A 26,420-nucleotide genomic window follows, 5' to 3' on the forward strand; every position below is an offset into this window, starting at 1 on the left:
CGGTCTTTTTTTGATGATTAAGAAAAGGAGATTTTTATGAATCGTAATCGTATTGCAATCATCGCTGCGAGCGGCGCATGCGCCGTGGTTCTGGCCGTTGGGGCCATGGCCTGCATTGAGCGGGTGCCCGTGGGCTATGTGGGCGTGGTCTACTCAGCGGCCGGCGTGGAAGACCAGACGCTTTCTCAGGGCTGGCACGTTATGTCTCCGCTGAAGAAGGTCAGTCGATTCCCCATTTCCCAGCAGCAGGTTGTTTTCTCGGATGACCCGGCTGATTACAACGAAAAAGAACATGCCGACTGGTCCATCGACGCCCCCGCAGACGGCGGCATGGTCAAGATCAACTTGACCGTGAACTACAACTTTCTGCCGGACCGTGTGGTGGATTTGTACAGCCGCTTCAACGGCATGGACGGCGAATCTCTGATGGAGAGCCGCATTCAGAACAGCATCATCGCCTATGTAAAGGAGGTGACGCCCCGGTTCTCCGTCATGGACATCTATGCCGATAAAAAGTCTGAGGTAAATCAGGCCATCACCGAATATCTCAATGAGAAGCTGTCCAGCGAGTACGGCATCAACGTTGTGAGCGCTCTGGTGATTGATGTGGAACTGGATGACACCCTCATGCAAAAGGTGCAGGCCAAAGAGCAAGCAAAACAGGACGCCGAAATCGCCGAGCTGGAAAAACAGACTGCCATGGCCCAGGCGGAGACCGATAAAGTCAAAGCCCAGGCCGCCGCAGATGTTGCCCTGATTGAAGCCCAGGCAGATGCCGACGCCGCCAAGATTGCCGCCGATGCCGAAGCTGCGGCCAACCAGTCCGTCGCCCAGTCCATCACCCCCGAGCTGATCCAGTATCTGGAAGCCCAGGCCCGCATGGAACACGGCTGGGTGACCGTCCAGGGCGCTGATACCGTGGTAACAAAATCGGAATGAGAATTGTGTAGTATCACTGCCACATTTTCAAAACGTGTTGATGACTATGGATAAATGAATACGAACGCGCACGCTAAAACGCCAGATCAGCAAGAATGCAATAAAACCCTGGCCGCCCTGGCCGCTGCCGGAGACCGCTCTGCCCTGGGGCAACTGTGGGAAATCAATCGGTGGTTTCTTGTTCAAAAGCTTGGCAGGTGGTATAGGAAGAATCGGGACACCGCGCAAGCTCACGGCTTGACGATGGAGGACCTCAAGCAGGAGGGATTTTTTGCCGTTCAGTACGCCGCAGAGCATTACAGCCCAGAAAAAGGCAGTTTTACGACATTTCTTGCCATAGCTGTAAAACGGCAGATCAGCTTGACGATTCGAGGCGATCACTCGATGAGCGTTACCATGGGAAACGGCCGGCAGGCGCAAATATCGGCCAATCCTTTGAACAGCTGCACAAGTCTGGACGCCCCTTTAAGCGCTGATGATGAAGACGGATACACGCTGGCCGGTCTTCTACCAGACCCGGCTGCATCGGCAGAATTTGAGGCAGCAGAGGCTGATATCTACATCGAAGAACTGCACGCCGTTCTGGAAGATGCCATGAAGAAGCTGAGCCAAAATGAAATTGATGTAATCCGCTGTATTTACTGGGAAGGGCATGAAATGACCGAAATTGCAACGGACAAAAAGATTTCCAGAAACCGGATTGAACAGATCAAACATAATGCTTTGAATAAATTGGCCCGAAATCTGCAAATCAGGCGATTTGCAGATGCGTCAGGCAGCAAATGATAAATCGAAAGGAGCGTAGATGACTTACCAAGAGAAAATCGCCTTTCTGCGCAGCTACCGCCAGGCTGTTCACAGGCAGGAAATCATCGCCCAAGAAATCGAGGAGCTGCGCTGCCAGGCGGCCTGGGTGACCCAGGCCCTCACCGGGATGCCCGGCGGCGGGGACGGCCAGGCCCTGCCCCGGGCGGTGGAGCGGATCATGGAAACGCAGATGCTTCTGGCCGCTGAAGCTGTCCGGGCGGTCAATGTCCACGACCAGGTCAAAGCCGCCATCGACGGGGTGGCTGACCCGCTGCGGCGGGACATTCTCACACGGCGGTACATCCTGGGCCAGCGGTGGGAGCGGATCGCCGCGGACAACAACTTCACCCTGCGGCGGGTGCTCCAGCTCCACCGCAGCACTGTGGACCGGATGGAAATTGCATAAGATTTCATTGAATTTCACTGTCCGCCCATGGTAAACTGTATCCGCAGAGCATCGGCAGAAGGGCCGGTGCTCTTTTTATATGCGGCTGATCGTTGGGATACGGGGTTTCTCCTTTTCGCAGATTGGGTTCACGTTTGCAGGCATGATCGACCTCCCGATTTTTCCCCGGCCCGGTTCAACTCCGGGCAGCCGCACCAAAGCAACACACAACAAGGAAGGTGGTGACCGTGTCGAATGAGAAAAATCTGATTCCGAACTCCGAGCGAACCCCGAAGGAACTCCGAGAAATAGCTGCTTCCGGCGGCCGGGCATCCGGCGCGGCCCGCCGCCGCAAGCGGGCCCTGAAGGAGGCCGCCGACCTGTACCTGTCCCTGCCGGTATCGGACAAGCGGCGGTGGAACGCCCTGGCCCGCCGGGGCCTTGATCCCGAGGACGTGGACAACCAGATGGCCATGATCGCGGGCCTGACCGACGCGGCCGCCGAGGGCGACGCCCGGGCGGGGCGGCTGATCCTGGACATTCTGGGCGAGGACGGCCGGGACGATCCCGCAGCGGCCCAGCTGGCCGCCGCCGAAAAGCTGCTGGGAGGGATCGACAGTGTTATCGACTAAGCAGCTGGAATATCTGGCGGCCTGCAATCACCGCTGGAACTTCAAGATCGGCGCCACCGGCTCGGGGAAAAGCTGGCTGGACTATGCGGTGGTGATCCCCAAACGGCTGCTGGCCCTCCGGGGCGAAGGGGCCGCGGTGCTGCTGGGCCACACCCAGGGCACTTTGTCCCGGAACATCCTGGACCCCATGCGGGAAATCTGGGGCGAGGCTCTGGTGGGCACCATTTCCAGCGACAACACCGCCCGGCTGTTCGGCCGGAAGGTCTACGTCCTGGGCGCCGACAAGCGGAACCAGGTAGCCCGCATCCAGGGCATGACCATCGAGTACGCCTACGGAGACGAAGTCACCACCTGGAACGAAGATTTATTCCAGATGCTCAAAACCCGCCTGCGGTGCGCCCACTCCCATTTTGACGGCACCGCCAACCCGGCGGACCCCCACCACTGGCTGAAAAAATTCATCGACTCAGGGGCCGACATCTTCTGCCAGACCTCCACCATCGACGACAACCCCACTCTGGACCCCACTTTTGTGGCCCAGCTGAAACAGGAGCTGGCCGGCACCGTCTACTATAACCGATTCATCCTGGGCCAGTGGTGCGCCGCCGAGGGGATCATCTACCGAATCTTTGCCGACAGCCAGGCCGCCCACGACGGCCGGTTTCTCTGGCCCCGGGACAAGCCCCTCCCTGCCGGCACACGGGTGCAGATCGGGGTGGACTTCGGCGGGAACGGCAGCCAGCACGCCTTTGTGGCGGTGGGTATCCTGCCCGCTGCCGCCGGGGTGGTGGCCCTGTGCTCCGACCGGGTGGACCCCAAGGGCACCGACACCGCCTTCCTGGCCGGGAAGTTTTTGGACTTTGTCCGGCAGGTCTTTGCCGGCTGGGGCGAGATCCACGCCGTTTACTGTGACAGCGCCGAGCAGGTGCTGAAGAACTCCCTCCGGTCGGCCCTGCTGGCCAGTCGTTTTTCCTGGCTGGCGGCTAGGGTGGGCAATTCCAAGAAAATCCCCATCAACGACCGCATCCGCCTGACCTGCATCCTGATGGGCGGCGGACGGTTCTGGGTTATGCCAGGGGCGGCCAGTCTGGCCGAAGCCCTTTCCACCGCCCTGTGGAGCGGCCAGACCCCCGGCCAGGACCAGCGCCTGGACGACGGCACCACCGACATCGACACCCTGGACGCTTTCGAGTACACCATTGAGCGGGAACGCGCCCGCCTTTTGAGGTTAGCTGCATGAACATTCAAAAATTCGTCGCCTACCTGAACAGATTGAAGGACTGGCACATCGAAGGGGCCTACTACTCCGAGATCATCCAGTGGCGGGACTGGTGGCGGGGCTGGTTTGAGCCCTTCCACACCGTCCATGAGATGAACCTCCGGGGGCAGCCGTGCAAGCGGTCCATGTACCGGCTGGGGATGCCGAAGCGGGCCTGCGAGGACTGGGCATCCCTGCTGCTGAACGAGAAAACCACCCTCACGGTCCAGGACGCAGCCACGGCTCGTTGGCTGCTTGGGGAGGACGCCGACCAGACCGGCGGCATTCTGGGGCAGCTGGACTTCTGGACCCACGCCAACACCCTGGTGGAGCTGGCCTTCCGGTCGGGCACCGGGGCCTTTGTCATGAGCTGCGAGGGGCTGAAAGTAGAGGGCGGCAAGGCCGTCCCCAGTCCCGACGCCAGGCTCTGCCTGGACTATCTGCCCGCCGAGTGCATCCTGCCCATCACCATCCGGCACGGCCAGGTGATCGACGTGGCCTTTGCCAGCGAGGTGACGGTGGAGGGCAAAAGCTGCATCTACCTCCAGACCCACACCCGCACCGACGCCGGCTACCAGATCACCAACGAGTATTTCACCAGCCAGAACGAGGACACCGACCAGGAGGGCTACTCCCCCGCCGCGCTGCCCAAAGGGATGGCGGCCAGTTTCTGTACCGGCAGCCCGGTGCCCTGGTTTTCCCTGCTGCGGCCGGCGGCGGTGAAAAACCGCACCGGCGGGGCCGGGCTGGGGCAGGCGGTGTTTGCCGAGGCCATCGACGAGGCCAAGATGTGTGACCTGGCCTTTGACAACTACTGCCGGGACCTCTACCTGGGCGGCAAAAAGGTCTTTTATTCGGCCACCATGCTGAAACCCATCCTGGATGCCGACGGAAACGCCCACTGGGCCGCTCCCGACGACATCCGGCAGCAGCTTTTCGTCCAGACCGAGAAGTCCGACCCTGACGCCCCCGACAGCTGGCACGAGTACAACCCCGACCTCCGCTGCGACCAGAACGGCAAGGCGGTCCAGGATGCCCTGGACTATTTCAGTTTCAAGTGCGGCCTGGGTACCAGGCGGTACCGGTTTGAGGCCTCCGGCATCAAGACTGCCACCGAGTACACCGGCGACCGCCAGGACATGGTCCAGCACGCCAACCGCCACCAGATCGGCATTGAGGCGGCCCTGCTGGGCATCGTCCGGGCGCTGCTGTGGGCCGGGCGGAACCTGCTGGGGGCCGACATCGACCCCGGCACCGCCGTCACCGTCAATTTCGACGACAGCTACATCACCGACAGCGAGACCCGCCGGGCGCAGATGAAGGACGACTGTCTGTCCGGTTTCCTGCCCAAGTACCAGTACCTGATGGAGTGGTACGGCATGAGCGAGGACGAAGCACGCAACGCCGTGCGGGAGGCCCAGAACGAGACAAACGCGGCCCCTGCGCTATCCTTTGGTGAATCCTGATGCTGACCCCGGACTACCTCGAAAACGTCCCCGCGGCCATGATGCGCCTGTGGCAGCAGGTGGAAGAAGATATTTTGCAGGATGTGGCCCGCCGGATCGGCAAGATGGACGACGTGACCGCCACCGCCGACTGGCAGCTGTGGCGGCGGGAGCAGACCCGGCTTGTGAACCGGCAGGTTCTCAAGATCCTGGCCCGGTATTCCGGCAGGAGCGAAGCCGAGCTGCGGCGCATCTTCCAGGAAGCCGCTGCCAAAGCCCTGGAGGAGGACGACCGGCTTTACACCTCCGCCGGCCTCGACCCCCTGCCCCCCAACGAGGACCCCGCCCTGCTGAACCTGCTGAACGCCGGCTACGAGCAGACCGCAGGCACCTGGCAGAACCTCACCGCCACTACGGCGGACACCGTGTCCCGGCAGTTTACAGCCGCTGCAGACCGCGCCTGGCTGCAGGTGGCCAGCGGGGCCTTTGACTACAACACCGCCGTCCGGCGGGCCGTGAACGGCCTTGCCGCGCACATGGCGGGCGTCACCTACCCCACCGGCCACCGGGATACGCTGGAAGTGGCCGTCCGGCGCGCGGTGCTGACCGGCGTGAACCAGACCGCCGGCAAGCTGCAGATCGCCCGGATGGAAGAAATGGGCTGGGGCTTCGTGGAGGTTTCCGCCCACGCCGGCGCACGGCCCGAGCACGCCAAGTGGCAGGGCCGCCAGTACCACCGGGGCGGGGCGATCACCTACAACGGCAAATACTACCCGGATTTTGAACGGTCCACCGGCTACGGCACCGGCGCGGGCCTGTGCGGCTGGAACTGCCGCCACGGCTTTTTCGCCATCGACCCCGACCTGGACCCCCGGCCCGCCTACACCGAGGAGGAGCTGGCCGCCCTGGACGCCAAAAACATCTCCTATCAGGGCAAGATGTACAGTCCGTACGAGATCAGCCAAAAGCAGCGCGCCCTGGAACGGAAAGTCCGGGCCGCGAAAAAGGTCTTTCTGGCCGAGGATGCCGCCGGGCTGGACACCGCCCAGAGCGCCGTCAAGCTGCGGCAGGCCCGGCAGAGCCTGGCCCAGTTTGTCAAAGACACCGGCGGCCGGAACGACAGCGCCCGGACGCTCGTTGCAGGGTTTGGGCGGAGTGAATCCAGCCGGGCGACGGCCCAGGCGCGGTAGTTGCACACGCCGGCCGCCGATGCTATAATAGAACCATCCAACAGGAATGGCAGGAACCCGGACGTGAATTTTGTATGCAAACTGGACCGAAAATTGTACAGCGTCATATCCGACGACATTCAGACCGATGAAGTCATCATCACCGAGGAGCGCATCCGACATGTGCAGGAGCGGCACCCCGATGACTACGAAAGATTCAGCAGCTATCTGGTCGACATCATTCAGCGGCCTGATTATATCATCCGGGACGAACGCCCGAACACAGGCCTTGTTCTGAAAGAGATCGCCGTGGGCGACCAGGAAGAGCATTTCCGCATTGCGCTCCGGCTGGTAACGTCCAAAGACCCACAGCATTACAAAAATTCCATCATTACCTTCCTGAAAATCCGGCAAAAAGAATGGGAACGGCTGATCCGCAACAAAGAGATCCTTTACCGGGCAAAATAAAATACTGGACATTGCCGTGTAAAAATGCTACAATAAGCATAGGATAAGATGGGCATTTGAGGTGGTAGATTTCGTACCGACCACGCGCCGCTGGTATTGACAAGGGCTTTGACCCTGAGAGATGCAGGAGGAGGGTACGCCTGCCAAATGCCTATCCCATGAGGGGCTGCAGAAATGCAGTCCCTCTCCCTATATCACCTAAAAAGCACGATGCGAAACCGCACCGTGCTTTTGTTTTGCCCATTTTCCCCACTCCCCTGTTGAAAAGCCGCTGAACCAGGCGGCTTTTTGTATTTTTATCCGCCTTTTCCACCTTGCCCCGGGCATGGCGTTAAAAGGCCGTAGAGAGAAAGGACAGACCATGAAACGCGAAGACGTAAAGAACCACATCCCCAACATCACCGACGAGGCCCTCAAGTGGCTGATGGACGAAAACGGCGCCGACATCAACCGCGAGAAAAACAAGGCCGCCGACCTGCAGAAGCAGCTGGACGCCGCCAACTCCCAGCTGTCCGGCGTACAGGAGAAGCTCAAGGCCTTCGATGGCATCGACGTGAACAAGCTCAAGGGCGAAAGCGACAAACTGCGCCAGGAGATTGCCGACATGAAGGACGGCTGGGCCTTCGATTCCGCGCTCGACGGCGCGATCCGCGACGCCAAGGGCCGCAACCTGAAAGCCATCCGCGGGATGCTCGACCTGGACGCTTTGAAGGCCTCCAAGGACCGCTCCGCCGATATCAAGGCCGCCATCGAGGGCCTTGTCAAGGAAAACCCCTGGGCCTTCGAGACTGCCCCCAGCGGCAGCGAAGGCGGCGCCGGCGGCAAGCCCAGCGCCACCTTCTCCACCGGCGGCGAGCACGGCACCGGCGGCAGCGCCGGCGAGGAGGACGGTGTGGCCGCCGCCTTCGCTGCACTCAACCCTGAATTGAAGCTCTGATCGAGCGGAAAGGAGCCAAGTATGGCACATGCAAACCAGGAGCGCTGGTCCCGTCTGGTAGACGAGAAGCTGCGCAACACCCTTGTCACCCGTGACAACCTCGTTTTCAACAACCGCTACGAGGGCGACCCCAAGGCCGGCAAGGTCAAGATCCCCGTCCGTGACACCGAGGTGGAGGTCAAGGACTACGACAAGGCCAACGGCATCGACCCCGACGCCGGCACCACCACCTATCTGGACCTGTCCATCGACCACGACGAGGCGGTCAACGAGCTGATTGACGGCTTCGACGCTGCCTCGGTCCCCGACGGCATTGTGGCTGAACGGCTGGATTCCGCCGGCTATTCTCTGGCCCTGAGCCTGGACAAGGCGTCCATCGGCGCCCTGGAGGCTTGCGGCGAGGCGTCCGGCGGCGCCACCGTTTCCGCCACCAAGACCGCCTGCACCGAGACCACCGCTTACAAGGAAGTTCTGGCCGCCAAGCGGACCCTCTCCCGCAAGGGGGGTGCCCGCCAATGGCCGCTTCCTGCTGGCGTCCCCTGAGTTCCTGGAGGTCCTGATGCTGGACGACCACTACATCAAGCAGGGCGACCTGTCCCAGCAGCTGGTGCAGTCTGGCGTAGTGGGCCGGATCGCCGGCTTCAACGTCCTCGAGACCAACAACATGGACTTTGAGAACACCACCCGTGTGGACAGCAAAAAGACCACCACCGAGTTCATCGCCGGGCACCCCAACTGGTGCCACCGCGTCCAGGAGTGGCAGGTGGCCGTCCATCTGCAGGACCTGGCCGGGTCCGGCAAGTACATCGGCGCGTCCGCCGTCCAGGGCCGCAAGGTCTACGGCCTGAAGGTGTCCAAGCCCCAGACCCTCTACATCAAGCGGGTCGAGACCACCGCCGGCTGATCCACAGGGAGGTGACGCCCCATGCTTTACCTGTCCTATGAGGACTACCGCGGCAAATATGGCGGCCTGCTGCTGGAGCAGCAGTACGCCGTGTTTGGGGCCAGGGCGTCGGCGGTCATCGACCGGCTGACCCTGGGCCGGGCCGAGCCGGCGCTGGAAGCCCACCCCGACCTGATCGGCCCGCTGGAGACTGCCTGCTTCCAGATCGCCGACACCCTGTACAGCAGGCACATGGCCTTTCAGCGGGCAGTGCGGGGAATCGGGGCGGCGGCCGCCACCGACGGCTACAGCGAACAGTATCTGGATGCCCAGGCCGCCCGCCGGGCCGCCGAGGTTGGCTGCCGGGACCTGCTGCGGGACGCCCTGGGGGCGGATGTCTATGGGCTGCTTTATCAAGGAGTGGGCTGCTGTGTTTAAGGCCGACAAGACCGTCACCGTCATCCGCTGCACCATTGACGGCGCCGCCGACCAGACCAGCTATACCTGCCGCACCTTTGCGGGGTGCAGCTGGTATGCCGACCACGCCGCCCGGGCCGAGCGCAACGGCGCCGCCCCTTCCCCCACCGTCAAGGTGCGCATCCCGGCCGAGGCCATCCAGGCAGCGGAGCCCGGCTGGACCCCGCAGACCAGCGATCTGCTGGTGCTGGGGGCCGCTGTGGTGGAAACGGACGCGGAGCTTTCCGCCCTCCGCAAACAGGTCCAGACCGCCCGGGTGAAAGCCTGGCATGACCATCTGGGCACCGCATTCCCCCACATTTACCTGGAAGGGAGCCTGTGAGCCATGGCCAGCTTTCAGAACGACCGGATTTATTTCCAGACGCCCCGGGGAAAGGTGGTCTCCCAGGTCTACACCAAAGGCCAGTACAAGGGACAGCTGTACTGGCGGATCGAGTGGGCGCCCGGCTTCGGTCCTCGTTTCACTCAAGGGTTTACCAGCGCCCAGGCCATTTTCGCCCAGGAAGTGGCCAAACAGATGGACCGATACGTCCCCTTCCGGACCGGCACCCTGAAAAACAGCGTCCACCTGGCCAGCGACTACGAGCGCGGCGTGCTGATCTATAACACACCCTACGCCCGCAAACAGTATTACCTGCATCCCATGGGCGAGGGCGTGAAGGATGTCAAAGGCGGCCGCCGCGGCTCCTACTGGGGCCAGCGGTGCGACGCCGACTTTCACCCTTATTTCGTCCAGTTCGCCCGCCGGGCTGTCGCAAAGGAGCTGAAGAAATGAAACCTGCCATCAAAGCCATGCAGGAATGGCAGCCGTACCCCGCCGCGTCCAGTGGACGAAACAGGCGGGGTGCGGCTGGCGCAGCGCTCCAATTTTCACAAGGGCGCATCTGCGGCCCGCCGGGGAAATTGGCTAAGCGCAAGAGGAAAGAGCCTTCAGGAGGTGCGCTCACCTTATGAAACCAGCTATCAAAGCCATGCAAGAGTGGCTCAAAACCTGCCCCCTGGTAGCGGGGCAGCTGGGGAACAACGTCGCCTTTCACATCGACTACCTGCCCGAGGACACCACCCAGTTTTCGATTGAGGATTCCCCCGGCGACCCCGTGCTGCAGGAGTTTTTCAGCGGCCGCCGCAAGGCGAAAAACTACGTCCTGGCCAGCCGGATGGAGTACAGCGAGAGCATCGCCCAGCAGGCGGCCAATTCGGGCTTCTGGGATGACTTCGCCGACTGGATCGAGGCCCAGAGCGATGCCCGCCGCCTGCCCGACCTGGGCGAGGGCCGCACCGCCGAACGGGTGGCCGTCACCAATTCCGGCTACATCATCACCAGCGAGGACGGCACCTGCCGCTTTCAAATCCAAATCAGGCTGGAGTATTACCAGCAGAAAGGAACCACATGACCGTCAAGGAAGCACTTACCGCCGCCGGCATTGTGCCCGATCCCGAATACACCGGCGTCGAGACCACCGACAACTTCATCCTGGGCGTCCAGACCGCCGCCACCGGCCAGGAGACCCCCGACCTGTACACCGTGGTGCAGGAGCACGTCACCGAGCACAGCGGCGCCATCAACGCCAGCACCACCGACACCGCCTACATCCGCACCGGCACCGTCACCACCAAGACCGGCGCCCAGCGCCAGATCACCATCAACGGCGAGCGTTTTGCGGGCGATCCCTTCCAGGACTTCGCCCTGTCCAACAAGATGCTGTTTGCCACCGGGCAGGACGCCGTGGTCAAGTACGTCTACTTCTCCCTGCGCACCGGCAAGGGCGAACAGGGCGAAGCCGTGCTGATCGTCAACAACGACGTATCCAACGCCGCCAACAACCCCGCCGGCTTCTCGGCCCAGCTGAATGCCGTGGGCAAGCCGACCGAGTACACCTATTCCGCGGAATAAGGAGGACACGCCATGAACATCCGCAACGTGGAGTTTGATTTTGATATCCTGCGGGCCGCCGACGCCGACCGGTTCCAGCAGGCCGTGAACGAGATGCAGGCCGCCGCGGCAGCCGTCCCCAAGGTCGGCGGCCTGGGGTCCATCATCCGGGCCAACTGCGCCGCCATCGACAATTTCCTGGCCGACCTGCTGGGAGAGGACTACGACCAGCGGCTGGGCATCGACACCGACAACCTGCGCCAGCTGCAGGCCGTCTATTATGAGATGCTGGACTCCTGCACCGCCGTCCAGAAGGAAATTCAGGCCATGGGCGCGGTGACCACGGCGGCCGGTGTGGACGTCAAGGCCCGGGCAGCGGCCGCCGCCAAACAGGCCGCCCAGAGCCTGCCCCAGCCCGCTGCGCAGAATCACGCCATGGACGCCGCCGCACCGGAAATGCCCGCCGCACCGGCGCAGCCGGCCGCCCCCGCGCCGGTGGATTTTTCCAGGATGAACCGCGCCCAACGCCGGGCCTACGTCAAAGCCCTGGCAGGCCGCAAGTGATGGATCACTGTCTGATCGCTGACCCGCTGCCCGGCAGAACCCCGCAGCTTGACCTGATCGACCCCGACTACCGGCTGTTTGTCCAGTTTGAGGCGGACATGCTGCGGGTCAAGGACGACCAGGAAGCCGCCCCGCGGATGGCCTCTGCACTGGACAGGTTCCTGGGGGCAGGCTGGCAGACAGAGTACACCACACAGCAAGCCTTTGACCAGCTTCTCTGGTTTTACCGCGGCGGCCAGGCTGCTCCCGACCCGAGCAAATCGGCCGGCCCCCGGCCGCCCCTGGCCTTCGATTACATCATCGACGGGCCGCTGATCACGGCAGCCTTCCAGGCTGCATACCAGATTGATCTGACCGATCCCGGCACCACCCTCCACTGGTGGCGGTTTCAGGCTCTGATGCAGGGCCTGCCAGACGAGTGCCGGTTCTGCCGGGTGATCGGCTGGCGGACGGCGGATCTGACCGGCCTGAAGGGCAAGCAGCTGGCCTTTTACTCCGACATGAAGCGCAAGTTTGCCCTGCCGGCCGATCTGGGAGGTGAGAAACGGGTCTATGCAACCAAAGCCGATTGGGATGCCGCCTTCATCGAACGGCTGCGGCGGCAAGTTGGGAAGAAATGACCGGTCCCCTGTCCTCTGTCCCTACTGTGGCAAAGCTGCCGTGGTCTGGGCCGGCCCCGGCGCCGCCGCCCGCGATCTGTGGGTAAAATGTAAGAATCCGGCCTGTCGCCGGGAGTTTGAGATCAAGATTTAAGAGCCTGTGCCACTGTGCCCGCGCCTGTTTGAGAGGTGATAGGACACATGGCAGATTTCAGCATCAACGGCGAAGCAAGGATTGACACTTCACAGGCGGAGAAGTCCGCCCAGGGCCTGACCGAAAAACTGGGCGACGCCATGGACAAAGGCGCCAGCAAAGCCGGCAAAGCTTCCGCCCTGATCTCGATGGGGATGAATGCCATCTCGGTGGCCGCCGGCACTGCACTGGCCAAAATCGGCGCCCAGGCAGTTCAGATGGTGTCCACGGTGGTTTCCACCGGCCTGGAGTTCAACCGCCAGATGGAGAACTACCAGCTGGCCTTTGAAAACCTGCTGGGGGACGCCGAATCCGCCAACGCGGCCCTGGACGCCATCAAGGCCGACGCCGCCAAGACCCCCTTTGACGTGGCGGGGCTGGTGTCCGCCAACCGGCTGCTGATCTCCACCGGCCAGAGCGCCGAGGAGGCCCGGCAGGTCATCAACGCCCTGGGCAATGCAGTCAGCGCCTCGGGCGGCGGCAACGAGGAATTGCAGCGGATGGCTGCCAACCTCCAGCAGATCGCCAACGTGGGCGAGGCAGCGGCGGTGGACATCAAGCAGTTCGCCTATGCCGGCATCGACATCTATGGCCTGCTGGCCGACTATACCGGTCTGGCACGGGATGAAGTCCAGCAGCTGACCATCAGCTATGACCTGCTGGCCGAAGCCCTGAAAGCCGCCAGCGCCGAGGGCGGCCGGTATGCGGGCGCCATGGAGGCCTACAGCCAGACCCTGCAGGGCCAGATGGACACCCTAGGCGACAATGCCGCCCAGCTTGCCGGCGCCCTCACCGAGGGCCTGTTCGAGGCCCAGGGAGAGCTTGTATCCGCCGCCGCGGGATGGGTTGACACCCTGAGTGAAACCCTGCAAAGCGAAGGCCCCGGCGCCATGATGGCCGCCGGTGTGCAGATCGTCTTTGAATTTGCCCAGGGCGCGATTTCTGCCCTTCCGCAGGTGGTTAATACCGCGGTTCAGACCGTCACCGATTTTATAACCGGTGTGATTCAGAACCTGCCTGCCGTCGCCAACTCGGGCGGCCAGATGATCGGCAGCCTGATCGCCGGCCTGCTGGGCATGATGGTAAACCTGGAAGCCGCCGTCGCCCAGATCGTCCTGGCCATCATCGACTTTTTCCTGTCGGGCGACTTTATCGACGTCGGTATCCAGATCATCTCGGGCATTATCCAGGGTTTTGTGGACGCATTGCCCAACCTGGTCAACACCGTCATCAACGCGGTGGGCGACCTGGTGGAGAGCGCCAAGCAAGTAGCCCGGGACGGCTGGAACGCAGTTCAGAGCATCATGAGCGGCGAGGCCGTCCAGGACGCAGGGGCCTCCATTGACCAGGCCGCCAACCCCTACCACCGGGGCAGCGTCAAGAACGACGACTACTGGAAGCAGCTCGGCGACCATTTCCAAACCACCGATCAAGACCAGAAGGATGGTGACTACCGCACCGCAGCCGAAAAGGCTGCGGCGTCCACCTATGCCTTTTCCACTGCCCTGGACACCCTCTCCGCCTCGGGCGCCAAGGCCGCCCAGCAGACCGAAACTCTGGCCGACAAAACCGAAAAGGCCATGGCCGGCCTGGGCGACAGCTTTGTCTATACCGGCAGCGCCGCCCAGGAACAGGCCAGCCGCCTGGCCGTCCTGGAGGCGGCCTACGATACCGCCCAGACCAACGTCGGCAAGTACAAGCAGCTGCTGGACGACAGCATCGCCAGCTCCGGCGCGGCCAGCGAGATGAGCCAATATCTGGCCCAGCAGCTGGAACAGGAAGAAAACGCCGTCGAGAGCGCGAAAAAAGCCCTGGACGCCTACCGGGACAGCCTCGATACAGCCAAGCAGGCCGCCCGGCAGCTGGAAGCAGCCCAGGAGCAGCTGGCCGACACCTGGAACAGCGGCTACCTGAAAAAGCTGCAAAGTCTTGCCGCCGACGTCCTGGGCGGGAATCTGGACAATGCGCTGCTGGATGCTGGTGAAATCGCCTGGCAAAAGCTGGACATTGCCACCCGGCAGCAACTGGTGAACCTGGCCCAGAGCTGGGCCGATACCCTGGAAACCGCTTTTGCACAGGACGGCTTTGCGGGCCTGGCCGCGGCCGGCAAAACCATCGCCGAAAGCCTGGTGGCCGGCCTGCAGGACACCAGCTCGGTCACCGGCGCCCTGCTGGACAACGTGCTGGGCCAGGTGGGCATTTCCGGCGGGGTGGAGGGTCTGCTGAGCGTTATCGCCGAGCTGGGGCCTGTCGTGCTGGGTGTGGCGGCCGCCGCGGCCGCTGTGTCCGCGGGGGTGGCGGGGGTGGCCTCCGCCTTCGCCTATACGGTGGAGCAGAGCCAGGCTCTGCAGGCCAAAGTCCAGGAACTGACCGCCGACGGCCAGGCCCTCACCGCCGGGCTGAGCGCCGCGCTGGATGTGCTGCAGCCCTTCCTGGAGCAGAGCAGCGAAATGCTGGCCCAGCTGGACCAGCTCACCGCCCTGATCTCGGATACCATCGCAGGCATCGGCATCGAGATGATGGAGACCATGGTCCCCATCATCCAGCAGATTCTGAGCACCCTGCTGCCCGTGCTGCTGGCTTTGCAGCCCGCCCTGGAAGCCACCGGCGATTTGCTGCGCACCCTGCTGGGGCTGTTCGGCAGCCTGGTCACCAGTGCCCTCACCGCCCTGCAGCCCATCCTGATGGCCCTTGGCCCCCTGCTGGAGACCCTGGCCCTGCTGCTGAACACCATTGCTTCCATCGTGTCGGCCCTGCTGTCTCCGGCGCTGCAAGCCCTGGGCGAGCTGCTGAACTGGCTGCTGCAGCCGGTTCTCTGGGTGGCCCAGGCCATCAACGCAGCGGTGCGTCTGGTGGTGAGCCTGATCAATTCACTGCTGCGGTTTTTGGGCTTCAAGGTGATTGATTTGCCGGACGGCTCCGCCAGCCGGAAAGGACAGGCCGCCAACACCATCACCAGCGCCTCCCCCACCAAGGCAGACACCCAAACCGACCTCTCCGCCGACCTGCCCGATTACACCGCCAATACCGATGCCCTGGAAGAAAACACCGCCGCTCTGGAGGAAAACACCGAGCTGATCCGCAACCCGCCCCGGTACCAGACCGGCGGAGGCGGGCCCACCACCGGCGTCACCGATTACAGCGCCATGCTGGCGGCGGCCCGGGCGGCCGTCCAACTTCAGAACACCCGGGCGGTCACCAACTACCAGGCCGGCAGCGGCCAGACCACCGCCCGGCTGAACGCCAGCTGGCATGGCGAGAGCACCACGGTGCTGGAACTGGACGGCAAAGAAATCGCACGGGCCACCGCGCCTTACATGGATGAGGAGCTTGCATTCTGATGGATGACTTTTATATTGACGGCCGGGGTTCCTCCGAGTTCGGGGCCCGGCTGCTGGCCAGCTACAGCGTGGGCGGGGCCAGCCTGGAGCGCACCCGGGTGCGTCCCGCTGCCGGGATGCGTTTTGTGCCGGCAGGCAGCCGGGTGGGGCTGAAACAGCTTTCCCTGCCGGTCCACGTTTTCGGCCAGAGCCCCCGGGACGCCCAGCAGAAGAAAAGCGCCCTGGACGCCGCCCTGCTGGCCGACCCGGTGGAGCTGGCTTTGCCGGACGGCTTTCTCTACACCGCCAGCTGTGACGAGATCGGGGAAGTGACCGAATATTCCCAGGATGGCTGCATTCTGGCGGGCAGCTACAAGCTCAGCGGCTTCCGGCATGGGCCGCTGGAGACAGTCTGCCTGCCCGCCGGGGGCGGCAGAATCTGGGTCAAGGGCACCGCCCCCGACATGGAATGCCGGATCACCTGCACCGCAGGGGCCCTGTCCACCTCCTACCTGATGGCGGGGATTCTCTGGGTCACGGTGTCGGCGGGGGACGTGCTCTGTCTGGACGGAATCCACCGAATCGTTACCCGCAACGGCGAAAACGCCCTGAACCAGTGCGATCTGACCCGCTGGCCTCTGCTGGCGCCGGGGGAAAACATCCTGACCGCCCCCGACGCCCTGACCGTGGAATATTACCCTATTTACCTGTGAGGAGGTGCCCATGCTGGAAATCATGCAGGACGGCGCCATGCAGACTGTGGACTGCGAGGACTACTACATCCAGGACGAGTGGAACGGCGCGGACAACGTTCTTCATCTGAGCCTGCCCAAAGGCCATCCCCAGCTGCTCTCCATCCAGGAGCGCACCCAGATTTATGACAGCGAGGACGGCCAGGTCTATCGGGTCAGCAAGTACGACCGGGGCAAAAGCAGCCTGGACCTGGAAGCCGAGCTGGATCTGGACAGCCTGTGCGCGGGGGCGCTGATCGGCTGGGACAACCGGGCCGACGCCCATGGCACCCAATGGTTGCCCCTGGGCGAGACGGTACGGGCCATCCTGAACGGCACCGGCTGGACGGTGGACGACCAGTCGGGCCGGGTGGACGTGCAGCAGATGGAAACCTTCTATGGCACCCCGCTGGAAGCCATCACCCAGGCGCTGGAGGTCTGGGGGAACGACCTGGGGGCCCAGTACGACAACGCCAAAAAGATCGTGCACCTGTGTTCCCCCGGCCAGCGGCAGCCCACCGGCGCCTACCTGACCGAGGATTTAAACCTGTTGGAGTCGCCCCAGATTCGGGGCAAGGCCCAGCGGGGCGAATATTACAACCGGCTGTACCTGATCGGGGCCGACGGCCTGATGCTGCCGGAGCCTTTCTATGTGGAGCACCGGGCAGAAAACGAGCCCATCGTCTCTCATGTGGAAGTCAACGAGGATATCACCGACCTGGACACCCTCCAGACCACCGCTGCCAGCCAGGTGAAAACGGCGGCAGCCATCTCCCGCAGCTACACCTGCAAGGTGGCGGACCTCTATCGCCTGCGGCCCCAGGAATACGCCCATTTGAAAATCGACCTCTACGACACCGTCATCCTGATCGACCGGGACGACTACAGCCGCAGCTATCAGGAGATCGCCCGGTTCAAGCGCTATCCCTGCCGCCCCGAGAAAAACGAGGTCACCCTGTCCACTGTCCCGGGCACCCTGTCGGCCACCGCCGGGCAGACCTATTCGGTGGCCCGTGACGCGGCCATCCGGGCCTACAGTGCAGACAAACAGGTCGGCTCGGCTTCCGCCGCAGCCGCCGCGGCCCAGCTGGCTGCGGCCAAGGCAAACCAGGCAGCTGTCACCGCCGCCTCCACCGCCACTGCCTACATTACCGACGCCGGCGATACCATCACCTTTGGCCGGGCCAGCGCCGGCAGCGCGGTCAGTGTCCAGGTGGGCAGCGACGGACTCCGGTTCTGCGGGGTGCGCAACCAGACCGTCCTTTGGCGCAATCCTGACCCGGCCGGCGGCATGGCCGAGGGCACGGTGCTGGAGCTGGAGCTGTCCGGCTATGCCGCGGTCCATGTGGGGTTTCTGGCTTCGGCCCCGACCCAAAACCCCGCCGAAGGCCAGCCCCCGACCGGGCCGCTCCAGTTTGTGGTATCCCCCACCAACGGGGTGGAAAACCGGGTGGTCTGTCTGGACGGGGTGCCCCGGGCCCGCAGCTTCACCGCCGGCCCCAAGGGCATCACCTTCGGCGCAGGCGCCAGCTGTACCGCTGACCAGCAGCTGATCCCCGACCCGTCCAGCTGCGTGCCCTATATCCTCTATGGCTTTCTGTGAACGAGGTGAGACCATGACAACCACCCAAAACATCCCCATCGAACTGACCCAGCCCGGCCCCCCTGCCGTCCTGTATGCCGCAGCCGGAGACCAGTACAGCCGGCTGGCGGCGCTGTCCCTTTATGTCGAGGGCCAGCCCTACACCCCGCCGGCCGGCACCAGCTGCATCATCGGCTGGCGGCGGGCCTCGGGTACTGTGGGCAGTTACAGTCAAATCATGGACCCGGACGGCACCACCCGCAGCGCCTGGAACCTGTCCGGCAGCGTGCTGACCATTGAGCTGGACTGGAATCTGTGCCGCCAGGCGGGGCCTGTGGCGGTCAACGTCGCCCTGGTGGGGACCGACGGCAGCCGCCTGCACACCTGGGAGCTGCTGTGCATGGTGCAGCGGGGAGCCGTGGCCGACGCCAGCGACCCCACTGCCCCCAATGAGGCCGCATCTTCGGCGGCCAGCCGTGCCGAAAAAGCCGCCCAACAGGCTGTGCAGGCCGCCAACCTTCTGGCCTCGGCCGCAGACCGGGCCGAAGCTGCTGCCCAGCGGGCCGAAGCCATTGCCCCCGAAGAAGGCCTTGTGCTGTCGGTCAACGGGATGGGCGGCGCCGTCACCCTGGACGCCCAGGCGGTGGGTGCGGTGGCCCGGCCCTCTGCCCCTGCGGCCGGCGGTCTGCTGGCAGTGGATGCCGTGGACCCCAAGACCGGCGCGGTCACCACCCGCACCATCCTGATCGGCGGCGGGGGCCTGGAGACCTCCGGCGGTCGCCTTCAGCTGACGCCGGCCAGCGCCCAGCAGCTGGCCGCCATGACCGATGCCTGGGCTCCCATTGTGCCTGCCCTGCTGCCTCTGGCGGTCAAGCTGGCCCTGGCCTCAGCCTGGGCTTCCGCCGCCTGGACCGATGGAGACCGGACCAGTGTCCGCAGCACCATCGGCGCGGCCAGTGCCACAGAAATGGACCGGCAGCTGGACGCGTTGGAAGCCCGGGTCAAGGCACTGGAACTGACCGGCGGCGGAGGCTCGGGCGCCGTAGATCAGCCCTACAGCGCAGATTTTGGCACCATGAGCGGCCTGGTCTATACCGGTGTCTGGAATCAGGCCCTTCAGCGCCTGGAGTTCTGATAAGGAGGGCAGCATGAAAAAACTGTGTGATTTCGCTGTAGGCGACACGTTGTCACTGAAGGTAAGCAATAGCCTCACAGACTTTTTGGTGGTGCACCAGGGCAACCCTGATCCCGCCCTCTACGACGCCAGCTGTGACGGCACCTGGCTGATGATGAAAGACCTGTACGCCAAGCGGTCGTGGAGCAGCCTTGCGGCCACAGATACCTGGTTGAAAGGGAATTTTCTGCCCGTTCTGGACAGTACCGTCCAGGCTCAGGTTAAGACGGTGAAAATTCCCTATCTAGAAAGTGGTTCCATTCACAGCGGTTCCGATGGCCTGGAAACCCAGATTTTTCTGCTCTCGGCCTATGAGCTGGGATGGACATCCGAGGACAAAACCGGCATGAAAGAAGACGGCAAGTGCCTGGCTTACTTTGAAGGGTTCAGCACCGCCGACATCCGCCGTGTCGCCAGCCTGGACGGCACCCCCACCTGGTACTGGACCCGTTCTCTTTACTCCGACAGCAACGAAAGCGTCTGGGTTGTTTCCAGCACCTCGGGCGACTGTACCTACCGTGGAGCATCCAGCAGCTACGGCCTCCGGCCGGTATTGATCCTTCCGCCGGGGGCTTCGGTGGATGTTGACGGCACCCTGGTCCCCAATTCCGCCCCTGTCATCACCAGCCCCAGCGGGGCCAGCGGGGTGAACCTGGGCAGCCAAAATGCGCCTTTTTACTTTCAGTACACCCCCTCCGATCCCGATGGCGACAGCCTGACCATCACCGAAGCAGTGGACGAAATAACCACCCGCACCTGGAGCGGCAGCGGAGGCATCCTCACCAATTTTGAGGCCATGACCAGCGACCAGAGCTTTGGTTCCCTCAGCATCGGCCCCCACAGCCTGCAGGTGACAGCCAGCGACGGAGACCTGAGCACCGTTTTCACCGCCTCGTTCGAGAAGGCCGCTGCTGCGGCCAGCCTGACCCTGGCCAGCCCCATCTGCACCGATGGGCAAATTCTTTCTGCTTCCATCCTGGTGGAGGGCAGCATCCCCGACGATGCCGCTTACAGCGTCCAGATCACCAACAACGCTCTGGACGACGCCCCCGTATGGCAGGACGCTACTCAGGCCAGCAAAGCCGGTGAGCGGATCACCTTCACCAACCAGACCGCCCAAAACGGCTGGGCTTTTCAGTTCAAGCTGACGGTGGAGCGGGGCAGCTCAGGCACCGGCGGGTATATTGCAGCAGTCAGCGGCACCATCCGCTCAGCAGCTGCCCAGTAAGAGAGGAGTCTTTTCTATGTACGACGTGAAAGTTTATGACAGAAACACCGAGGCCAACCGGCAGCTGTCGCCCCATATCCAAGTCCACGAGGTGGCCTGCGGCGACGGCTCCCGGCCGGTGTTCATCAGCCAGACCCTGATCGACATCCTGGAGAACATCCGGGTGCATTTCGGGGCACCGCTACACATCAACTCGGGCTACCGCACCGTCAGCTACAACGCCAGCGTCAAGGACAGCAGCCCCAAGAGCCAGCACTGCAGCGGCCTGGCCGCGGACATCTGGGTGGAGGGCCACACCCCCGCCGAGGTCTACGCCTACGCAGACCAGCTGCTGGGCAATCATGGCGGCCTGGGCATTTACAACACCTTTGTCCACATCGACGTCCGGGCGGACAAAAGCCGCTTCGACTACCGGACCTGAGAGGGGGTGATGCCGTTGGAAAGCATCATTGCGGCCGCCCTGTCGGGGGTGGTGACCCTGATCGGCGTCCTGATTGCCAACAGCAAAAGCCAGGCCGTCACCGACACCAAGCTGGAGGAATTGACCCGGGAGGTCCGGCTCCATAACAATTTTGCACAGCGGGTCCCGGTACTGGAGGAAAAATGCAAGGCTGCCGACCACCGCATCCATGACCTGGAACAGACCACCGAACGGCTCCGAACACAACTCGAAGAAAAAACATAGGAGGAGATTGATGTATGAATACCCATTCCATTGAGCTGGATGGCTACTATGCACGCTCCCGCGGAAGCAGCACCATTCATCTGGGCACCGCAGGCAGCCATGGCAACGAACAGCTCCAAGTGACACAGGGCAAGGGCTGGGAGGGTCTGACCATCCAGGTGGTTTTCCACCCCAGCAAAGTGGCGGTTCATCTGCCGGCCAATGGCCTGCTGGATGTCCCCTGGGAGGCCACCGCACAGCCCTTGAGCATGATGCAGGGCAGGATCGTCTTTCAGGGCTTCGACCAGGACCGCCTGGTGAACTCCACCGATCTGGCCTATACCGTAGCCAGCCACAGCCCCGCCCTGGGCCGGGACGAGGAACCCTACACCCCCGGCATTGTGGAGGGCGTCCTGAACCAGATGGCAGCTGACAAGGATGCCATTTTGCAGGCCGCCCAGCAAACCGGTCAGGCTAAAGAGGCCGCAGCTGCCAGTGCCAACCAGGCAGCCGGCAGTGCAGCAAATGCCCAGCAGAGCGCAGGCGCCGCCAACACCAGCGCGGGCCAAGCCTCTGCCAGCGCCAGCCAGGCGGCGGGCAGTGCCGCAGCCGCCGGCGAAGCCCTGACCCAGGTCCAGACCGCCGGCCAGGAGGCCCAGCAGAAAGTCAAGGATGCTGAGACCGAGGCCCTGGACAAAATCGCAGCAGCGGCCCCCGCCCTGCCCGCTGTGTCCTCTGACGCCGCCTGGCAGTCGGTCACCGTCAAGCTCGACGGCACCGGCTACAACCTGGCAGCCTTGGCACCCATTGAGGCGACCATCCGGCCCACCGTCACCGGCAATCCCGCCGTCTGCGAAAACAGCGCGGCATGGGGGCTGCAGGGGCTGAAGATCTATGGCAAGAGTGTCCAGAATGGAACACCGTCTCCTGAAAGTCCCGTGCCGATCGTCAGCGCGGGAGAGGGCGGGAGTGTTGAGCTGAATGTGACGGGCGCAAATTTACTTGATATTTCAGGGTTTTCTTCTGGCTTTGCAAACGGAGTCAGCGTAGAAAATCAAAACGGAGTGCTTGTTTATAATGGACAAATGCAAGAAGGCATAAACATTTCGGTAAATATTGCTGGAAGCTATAGCAATAGAAACCCATTGTTTACTTTACTGCCGGGCACTTACTATGTTAAAGATGTGCGAATTGTAAATATGATTTCTGGTGTTGGGTATCAAGATGCGGCTTTCACTCTTGATTCACCGTTTCCGGTAACTTGGGTTACTAGCAAACAATTTCTGGAATCAACAGTATTTGCTAACAACTTGTTTTATCCAATGCTTAACGTTGGTGCATCTGCGTTACCGTGGCAACCCTACGTCTCCCAGTCCCTCCCCCTCTCTACCCCATCCGGCCTGTCCGGCGTTCCGGTAACCAGCGGGGGAAACTATGTAGACAGTGCGGGGCAGCAGCGGATTTGTGATGTGGTGGATCAAAATGGAGTTAAAAAGTATACAAAAAAAGTGATTTTTGACGGATCGGACGACGAAAAATGGATGATTCAAGCAGTGGGAGACGGGAGTACAAATCGCGCTTATATCCAAATTTCGGATTTGTATTATGATACTACTAATAACAGCGCAAACTTTTTATGCGACAGATTTAAAGCAGAAGTTATTAGTGGCGGTACTGAACCAGACGTTGCAGTAGTTTATAGCAATCGAAGCAACTTGTTTTTTTACAACAACATAACGGGAGACATTGCTTCATGGAGAAATTGGCTGGCGCAAAATCCTATTAGCGTGCTTTATCCAACGACAGAAATTGTCACCACCCCGCTCTCCGATGAAGAAATCGCCGCCTACCGCGCACTGCAAACCTACTCCGGAACCACCGTAGTTTCGACCGCCGAGCCGGTGGCCGGGCTGGAGGTTAGCTATGTGATAGATGGCAACAAATACCGCGAATCCATAGACAAGCGCCTGGCCGCCCTGGAGGCAGCGCAGACCGGCATTTAAGGAGGCAACTAAACCATGACCAGTTATGAAGTCCTGAAAAACAGATTGACCAACGGCCGCCCCTTCACGGTGGAGGCCGCTGTCGCCCGGATCACCGCCCTGGCCGACGCCCTGGAGATCACCCAGGACCAGGCCAATGAGCTGACCGCCCTGGCCCAGCAGTATGGCAGCGCCGCGCCCCAGGATACCGAGGCCCGGCTCCAGCAGCTGGAAGCCGCCAGCCTGGAGCATGATGCCGCCCTGATCGAGCTGGCCGGGCAGGTTGCCCAGCTGCTCACCCTGGCGGCGCCCCAGACCACGACCGAGGCAGGAGGTGAGGCATAATGGTGGCAATTTATGTCCGCTGGATCAAGACTGACCGGATGACCTTGGCCGAGGTGCCCGCCCTCTGGCGGGACCAGGTGGCCCAGAAAATGGATGTCTGAAACCTGCTTTTTTAAGATTTTTTAGCAGGTTTCAAAGGGTTTTCAAAGTCTCATTCACTTTTTTAACCCGTTTTTGAACACGTTTTGAAAGAAAGAGGAAAAATATGAACACCAATACCAATCTGACCACCACCGCCGGCACCATCGCCCGCACCGTCTGTCTGGCCATGGCATTAACCAACCAGATCCTGTCGGCCACCGGCCACCCTGTGCTGCCCATCGAGGACAGCCAGCTGGAGACCCTGGTGACCACCGGCTTCACGGTGGCCGCATCCCTGGCCGCCTGGTGGAAGAACAATAGCTTCACCCTCCCCGCCCGCATCGGTGACCAGCACATGAACGCCGCACGCAAGCAGTAAACCCATCGATCCACTGGCAGCCCCCGCACATGGGGGCTGCCCTTTTTCTGATTTTTAGGAGGTATTTTATGACCCGCGAGGAAAAATTCAACGATTACGAGGGCTTTGTGGAAAAGTTCAAGCCCAAAAAGACCACCGATGACTGTTACACCCCGCCCGCCGTTTATGAGGCGGTCAAGGCTTGGGCCTGCCGGCGGTACGGCATCGACCCGGCCTGCACGGTGCGGCCCTTCTGGCCCGGCGGCGACTATGAGCACTTCGACTACCCCGCCGGGGCGGTAGTGCTGGACAACCCGCCGTTTTCCTGCCTGGCCAAGATCGTGCAGTTCTACCAGGCGCGCCAGATCCCCTTTTTCCTTTTTGCGCCCGGGCTGACCGCGCTGGGCCTGACCCGGCACGGTGCGGGCGTGGTCTACGCCGACAGCCGCATCACCTACCACAACGGAGCCCAGGTCAACACCGCTTTTGTGACCTCCTACGGGGACAACGCAGTGGAGATCACCCCCGATCTCGGCGAGGCCATCAAGGCCGCCCAGCAAAAGGGTCGCACCATCAAGCGGACGGTCTACCAGTACCCGGCCAACCTGCTCACCACTCAGGGCGTCCTCGCCCTTGCCCGGCACGGTGTCCTCTATGAGCTGCCCCGGCGGGAAGCGGTGTTTGTCCGTGGCCTGGATGCCATGCGGGCTGAAGGCAAAGAAGCCTTCGGCGGCGCCCTGCTGATCTCAGACCGAGCTGCTGCCCGTAAAACAGCCGTAGAGAAAACCTTCACCAATCCAGACACCGCCGCCAAAATCTGGGAGCTGTCCGCCCGCGAGCGGCAGATCGTCAAAGAACTGAACTCCAAAGACAACAAACGCCCCTGTGCTGCACCTTGACGGTGTAACACGGGGGCTTTTCGTTTTGCATTACGAGTTTTTTACGATTTCTTAAAATCGTAACGGCTCAAAAGCAAGCATTTGCGGACACCTGCACACGGGGCACAAAAGCAAAGGAACCCTGCATGAACACTTGATTTTTCAAGCATTCATGCAGGGTTTTCTCTTGGTCGGAGTGGCGAGACTCGAACTCGCGGCCTCCTGCTCCCAAAGCAGGCGCGCTACCAACTGCGCAACACCCCGGCACTGCTCTATAGTATACCGCGTTTGGGGCGTTTCGTCAATCGGCAGTTGCCGGCGGGGCCGGGCCGTGCTACAATAAAGCCAGCACCTGCCCACCCCGACGGAGGCCCTGTTATGACGGTGATTTTCCTGGATATCGACGGCGTTCTCTGCACGCCCCTCAGCGTCCGGCTGAACTGGCTGTTCCGCCGGCCCATGGAGCGGCCCTTCTTTGACCCCATCGCCCTGGGGCTGCTGCGCCGGCTGGTACGGCGCACCGGCGCCCGGGTGGTGTTGTCCTCCTCCTGGCGGTACAGCTTTGAGGACGACGACCCTTTCATGCAGGCCATCCGGGACCACTTCTACCGCACCCTGGAGGCCAACGGCACCCCGGTATGGGATCTGGCCCCCATTCTGGGCCGGAGCAAGGGGGAGGAGATCGCCGCCTGGCTGGAACAGCACCCCGGCGCCGGCTTTGTCATCCTGGACGACCGGCCCGACGAGTTCACCGGCACGCCGGCCCTGAAAGCCCGGCTGGTGGAGGTGGACAGCATGCGGGGACTGCGCCGGAGGGATTTCCGGCAGGCGCTGGACCTTTTGGCCGGGGTTGCCCCCGGCGTCTGAATCTGTTATACTCACCCTAACCATCCAACGAAAGAGGTGTCCGCCATGATTGATTTTGAAAACCCGTCCTTCCTCAAGCTGCGCCCGGTCAACGACTCCAAGCTGGAGCGCCTGATCCAGCCTCTGCTCACCCCCGGTGAACAGGTGGTCCAGGCCTTCCAGAGCGTCCGGGACGGCGTCGTCTTTACCGACCGCCGGGTCATCGCCATCAACGTCCAGGGGGTCACTGGGATGAAAAAGTCCTTCACCTCCCTGCCCTACCGCCGGGTGCAGGCCTACGCCATCGAGTCCGCCGGCATGGGCGATCTGGACGGCGAGCTGCAGCTGTGGTATTCCGGCCTGGGGGCCGTCAAGTTTGAGCTGCTGGCCGGTTCCGACCTGGCCCTGCTCTGCCGCGTCATCGAGAACGCCATCTCGGGCTGAATCCTGCCCGGCATATAAAAGCGCCCGGCGCCTCTCCCCTTTGAACCGCCCCATATTGTGCGGACAGTACAAAAAAGAGGCCTGCAAGGGGTAGAAGTAAACGAATCAAAGACTGGCCTGGCGAAGCGAGAGCGGAGCCAGGCCAGTCTTTGTCTGGA

General features: G+C 62.4%; 32 protein-coding genes and 1 tRNA gene. 32 read left to right on the plus strand and 1 reads right to left on the minus strand.

Going from position 1 to position 26,420, the window contains the following annotated elements; translation table 11 throughout:
• The first annotated feature begins 36 nt into the window (after positions 1–36).
• The 30 genes from B5G28_RS08600 (at position 37) to B5G28_RS08740 (ending at position 24,993) form a co-directional block, all read left to right on the plus strand.
• Positions 37–939, plus strand: a complete 903-nt coding sequence (locus B5G28_RS08600; protein WP_087247879.1) for an SPFH domain-containing protein — start codon at positions 37–39, stop codon at positions 937–939.
• A gap of 54 nt (positions 940–993) precedes the next feature.
• Entirely contained in the window at positions 994–1,725 is a 732-nt protein-coding gene (locus tag B5G28_RS08605) for a sigma-70 family RNA polymerase sigma factor (protein ID WP_087247881.1), read from the plus strand.
• 19 nt (positions 1,726–1,744) lie between these two features.
• Positions 1,745–2,152, plus strand: a complete 408-nt coding sequence (locus tag B5G28_RS08610) for a hypothetical protein (protein ID WP_087247883.1) — start codon at positions 1,745–1,747, stop codon at positions 2,150–2,152.
• 227 nt (positions 2,153–2,379) lie between these two features.
• Positions 2,380–2,763, plus strand: a complete 384-nt coding sequence (locus B5G28_RS08615; protein ID WP_087247885.1) for a hypothetical protein — start codon at positions 2,380–2,382, stop codon at positions 2,761–2,763.
• Positions 2,750–4,003, plus strand: a complete 1,254-nt coding sequence (locus B5G28_RS08620) for a phage terminase large subunit (RefSeq protein WP_087247887.1) — start codon at positions 2,750–2,752, stop codon at positions 4,001–4,003. The genes B5G28_RS08615 and B5G28_RS08620 overlap by 14 nt, the downstream gene beginning before the upstream one ends.
• Positions 4,000–5,487, plus strand: coding sequence for a hypothetical protein (locus B5G28_RS14705; RefSeq protein WP_087247889.1), 1,488 nt, complete (start codon positions 4,000–4,002; stop codon positions 5,485–5,487). Before B5G28_RS08620 ends, B5G28_RS14705 begins: the two co-directional genes overlap by 4 nt.
• Positions 5,487–6,656 (plus strand): phage minor capsid protein, encoded by a 1,170-nt coding sequence (locus B5G28_RS08630; RefSeq protein ID WP_087247891.1) that lies wholly within the window; start codon positions 5,487–5,489, stop codon positions 6,654–6,656. The genes B5G28_RS14705 and B5G28_RS08630 overlap by 1 nt, the downstream gene beginning before the upstream one ends.
• A 63-nt stretch (positions 6,657–6,719) precedes the next feature.
• Positions 6,720–7,103, plus strand: coding sequence for a PBECR2 nuclease fold domain-containing protein (locus B5G28_RS08635; protein WP_087247893.1), 384 nt, complete (start codon positions 6,720–6,722; stop codon positions 7,101–7,103).
• Positions 7,104–7,464: 361 nt separating this feature from the next.
• Positions 7,465–8,040 carry a phage scaffolding protein gene (locus B5G28_RS08640; RefSeq protein WP_087247895.1) on the plus strand — a complete coding sequence of 192 codons (576 nt, stop codon included), beginning with the start codon at positions 7,465–7,467 and terminating at the stop codon, positions 8,038–8,040.
• A 21-nt stretch (positions 8,041–8,061) separates the two neighbouring features.
• Positions 8,062–8,583, plus strand: coding sequence for a hypothetical protein (locus B5G28_RS15025; RefSeq protein WP_242967538.1), 522 nt, complete (start codon positions 8,062–8,064; stop codon positions 8,581–8,583).
• Positions 8,546–8,944 (plus strand): hypothetical protein, encoded by a 399-nt coding sequence (locus tag B5G28_RS15030; RefSeq protein ID WP_242967540.1) that lies wholly within the window; start codon positions 8,546–8,548, stop codon positions 8,942–8,944. The genes B5G28_RS15025 and B5G28_RS15030 overlap by 38 nt, the downstream gene beginning before the upstream one ends.
• Positions 8,945–8,965: 21 nt before the next feature.
• Positions 8,966–9,361, plus strand: coding sequence for a hypothetical protein (locus B5G28_RS08650; RefSeq protein ID WP_087247897.1), 396 nt, complete (start codon positions 8,966–8,968; stop codon positions 9,359–9,361).
• A complete protein-coding gene (locus B5G28_RS08655; protein WP_087247899.1) occupies positions 9,354–9,722 on the plus strand; it encodes a DUF6751 family protein in 369 nt (122 codons plus the stop codon). The genes B5G28_RS08650 and B5G28_RS08655 overlap by 8 nt, the downstream gene beginning before the upstream one ends.
• A 3-nt stretch (positions 9,723–9,725) precedes the next feature.
• On the plus strand, positions 9,726–10,175 hold the full coding sequence (locus B5G28_RS08660; RefSeq protein WP_087247901.1) for a minor capsid protein: 450 nt from the start codon (positions 9,726–9,728) through the stop codon (positions 10,173–10,175).
• Positions 10,176–10,350: 175 nt separating this feature from the next.
• Positions 10,351–10,794 carry a hypothetical protein gene (locus B5G28_RS08670; RefSeq protein ID WP_087247905.1) on the plus strand — a complete coding sequence of 148 codons (444 nt, stop codon included), beginning with the start codon at positions 10,351–10,353 and terminating at the stop codon, positions 10,792–10,794.
• Positions 10,791–11,294 (plus strand): hypothetical protein, encoded by a 504-nt coding sequence (locus tag B5G28_RS14710; protein WP_087247906.1) that lies wholly within the window; start codon positions 10,791–10,793, stop codon positions 11,292–11,294. The genes B5G28_RS08670 and B5G28_RS14710 overlap by 4 nt, the downstream gene beginning before the upstream one ends.
• A gap of 12 nt (positions 11,295–11,306) precedes the next feature.
• Complete coding sequence (locus B5G28_RS08680; RefSeq protein WP_087247908.1) at positions 11,307–11,837, plus strand: DUF6673 family protein; 531 nt, start codon at positions 11,307–11,309, stop codon at positions 11,835–11,837.
• Entirely contained in the window at positions 11,837–12,457 is a 621-nt protein-coding gene (locus tag B5G28_RS08685) for a Gp15 family bacteriophage protein (protein WP_087247910.1), read from the plus strand. Before B5G28_RS08680 ends, B5G28_RS08685 begins: the two co-directional genes overlap by 1 nt.
• Positions 12,458–12,637: 180 nt before the next feature.
• Positions 12,638–15,970 carry a tape measure protein gene (locus tag B5G28_RS08690; protein ID WP_087247912.1) on the plus strand — a complete coding sequence of 1,111 codons (3,333 nt, stop codon included), beginning with the start codon at positions 12,638–12,640 and terminating at the stop codon, positions 15,968–15,970.
• Positions 15,970–16,662: a hypothetical protein gene (locus tag B5G28_RS08695; protein ID WP_087247914.1), complete on the plus strand. Its 693-nt coding sequence runs from the start codon at positions 15,970–15,972 to the stop codon at positions 16,660–16,662. The genes B5G28_RS08690 and B5G28_RS08695 overlap by 1 nt, the downstream gene beginning before the upstream one ends.
• Before the next feature lie 10 nt (positions 16,663–16,672).
• Positions 16,673–18,283 carry a phage tail protein gene (locus tag B5G28_RS08700; RefSeq protein WP_087247917.1) on the plus strand — a complete coding sequence of 537 codons (1,611 nt, stop codon included), beginning with the start codon at positions 16,673–16,675 and terminating at the stop codon, positions 18,281–18,283.
• A 13-nt stretch (positions 18,284–18,296) separates the two neighbouring features.
• Positions 18,297–19,397 (plus strand): hypothetical protein, encoded by a 1,101-nt coding sequence (locus B5G28_RS08705; RefSeq protein WP_087247919.1) that lies wholly within the window; start codon positions 18,297–18,299, stop codon positions 19,395–19,397.
• A 13-nt stretch (positions 19,398–19,410) separates the two neighbouring features.
• Positions 19,411–20,664, plus strand: coding sequence for a DUF6273 domain-containing protein (locus tag B5G28_RS08710; RefSeq protein ID WP_087247921.1), 1,254 nt, complete (start codon positions 19,411–19,413; stop codon positions 20,662–20,664).
• A gap of 16 nt (positions 20,665–20,680) precedes the next feature.
• Entirely contained in the window at positions 20,681–21,085 is a 405-nt protein-coding gene (locus tag B5G28_RS08715) for a D-Ala-D-Ala carboxypeptidase family metallohydrolase (protein ID WP_087247923.1), read from the plus strand.
• Positions 21,086–21,094: 9 nt separating this feature from the next.
• Positions 21,095–21,349: a hypothetical protein gene (locus tag B5G28_RS08720; RefSeq protein ID WP_087247924.1), complete on the plus strand. Its 255-nt coding sequence runs from the start codon at positions 21,095–21,097 to the stop codon at positions 21,347–21,349.
• A gap of 14 nt (positions 21,350–21,363) precedes the next feature.
• Positions 21,364–23,331, plus strand: coding sequence for a hypothetical protein (locus B5G28_RS08725; protein ID WP_087247926.1), 1,968 nt, complete (start codon positions 21,364–21,366; stop codon positions 23,329–23,331).
• 15 nt (positions 23,332–23,346) lie between these two features.
• Complete coding sequence (locus tag B5G28_RS08730; protein WP_087247928.1) at positions 23,347–23,655, plus strand: hypothetical protein; 309 nt, start codon at positions 23,347–23,349, stop codon at positions 23,653–23,655.
• A complete protein-coding gene (locus B5G28_RS15150; protein WP_255396777.1) occupies positions 23,655–23,756 on the plus strand; it encodes a CD1375 family protein in 102 nt (33 codons plus the stop codon). The genes B5G28_RS08730 and B5G28_RS15150 overlap by 1 nt, the downstream gene beginning before the upstream one ends.
• A 104-nt stretch (positions 23,757–23,860) precedes the next feature.
• On the plus strand, positions 23,861–24,115 hold the full coding sequence (locus tag B5G28_RS08735; protein WP_087247930.1) for a phage holin: 255 nt from the start codon (positions 23,861–23,863) through the stop codon (positions 24,113–24,115).
• Positions 24,116–24,183: 68 nt separating this feature from the next.
• A complete protein-coding gene (locus tag B5G28_RS08740; protein ID WP_087247932.1) occupies positions 24,184–24,993 on the plus strand; it encodes a hypothetical protein in 810 nt (269 codons plus the stop codon).
• A gap of 167 nt (positions 24,994–25,160) precedes the next feature.
• Here B5G28_RS08740 and B5G28_RS08745 read toward each other — a convergent pair.
• Positions 25,161–25,236 (minus strand) — tRNA-Pro (locus B5G28_RS08745).
• Positions 25,237–25,350: 114 nt separating this feature from the next.
• On the opposite strand from B5G28_RS08745, the gene B5G28_RS08750 reads away from it, so the two are divergent.
• Complete coding sequence (locus tag B5G28_RS08750; RefSeq protein ID WP_087247934.1) at positions 25,351–25,839, plus strand: HAD domain-containing protein; 489 nt, start codon at positions 25,351–25,353, stop codon at positions 25,837–25,839.
• A gap of 45 nt (positions 25,840–25,884) precedes the next feature.
• Complete coding sequence (locus B5G28_RS08755) at positions 25,885–26,262, plus strand: PH domain-containing protein (protein ID WP_087247936.1); 378 nt, start codon at positions 25,885–25,887, stop codon at positions 26,260–26,262.
• The last annotated feature ends 158 nt before the right edge of the window (positions 26,263–26,420 follow it).

It is taken from the genome of Faecalibacterium sp. An77 (assembly GCF_002161315.1).
Classification (GTDB): domain Bacteria; phylum Bacillota; class Clostridia; order Oscillospirales; family Ruminococcaceae; genus Faecalibacterium.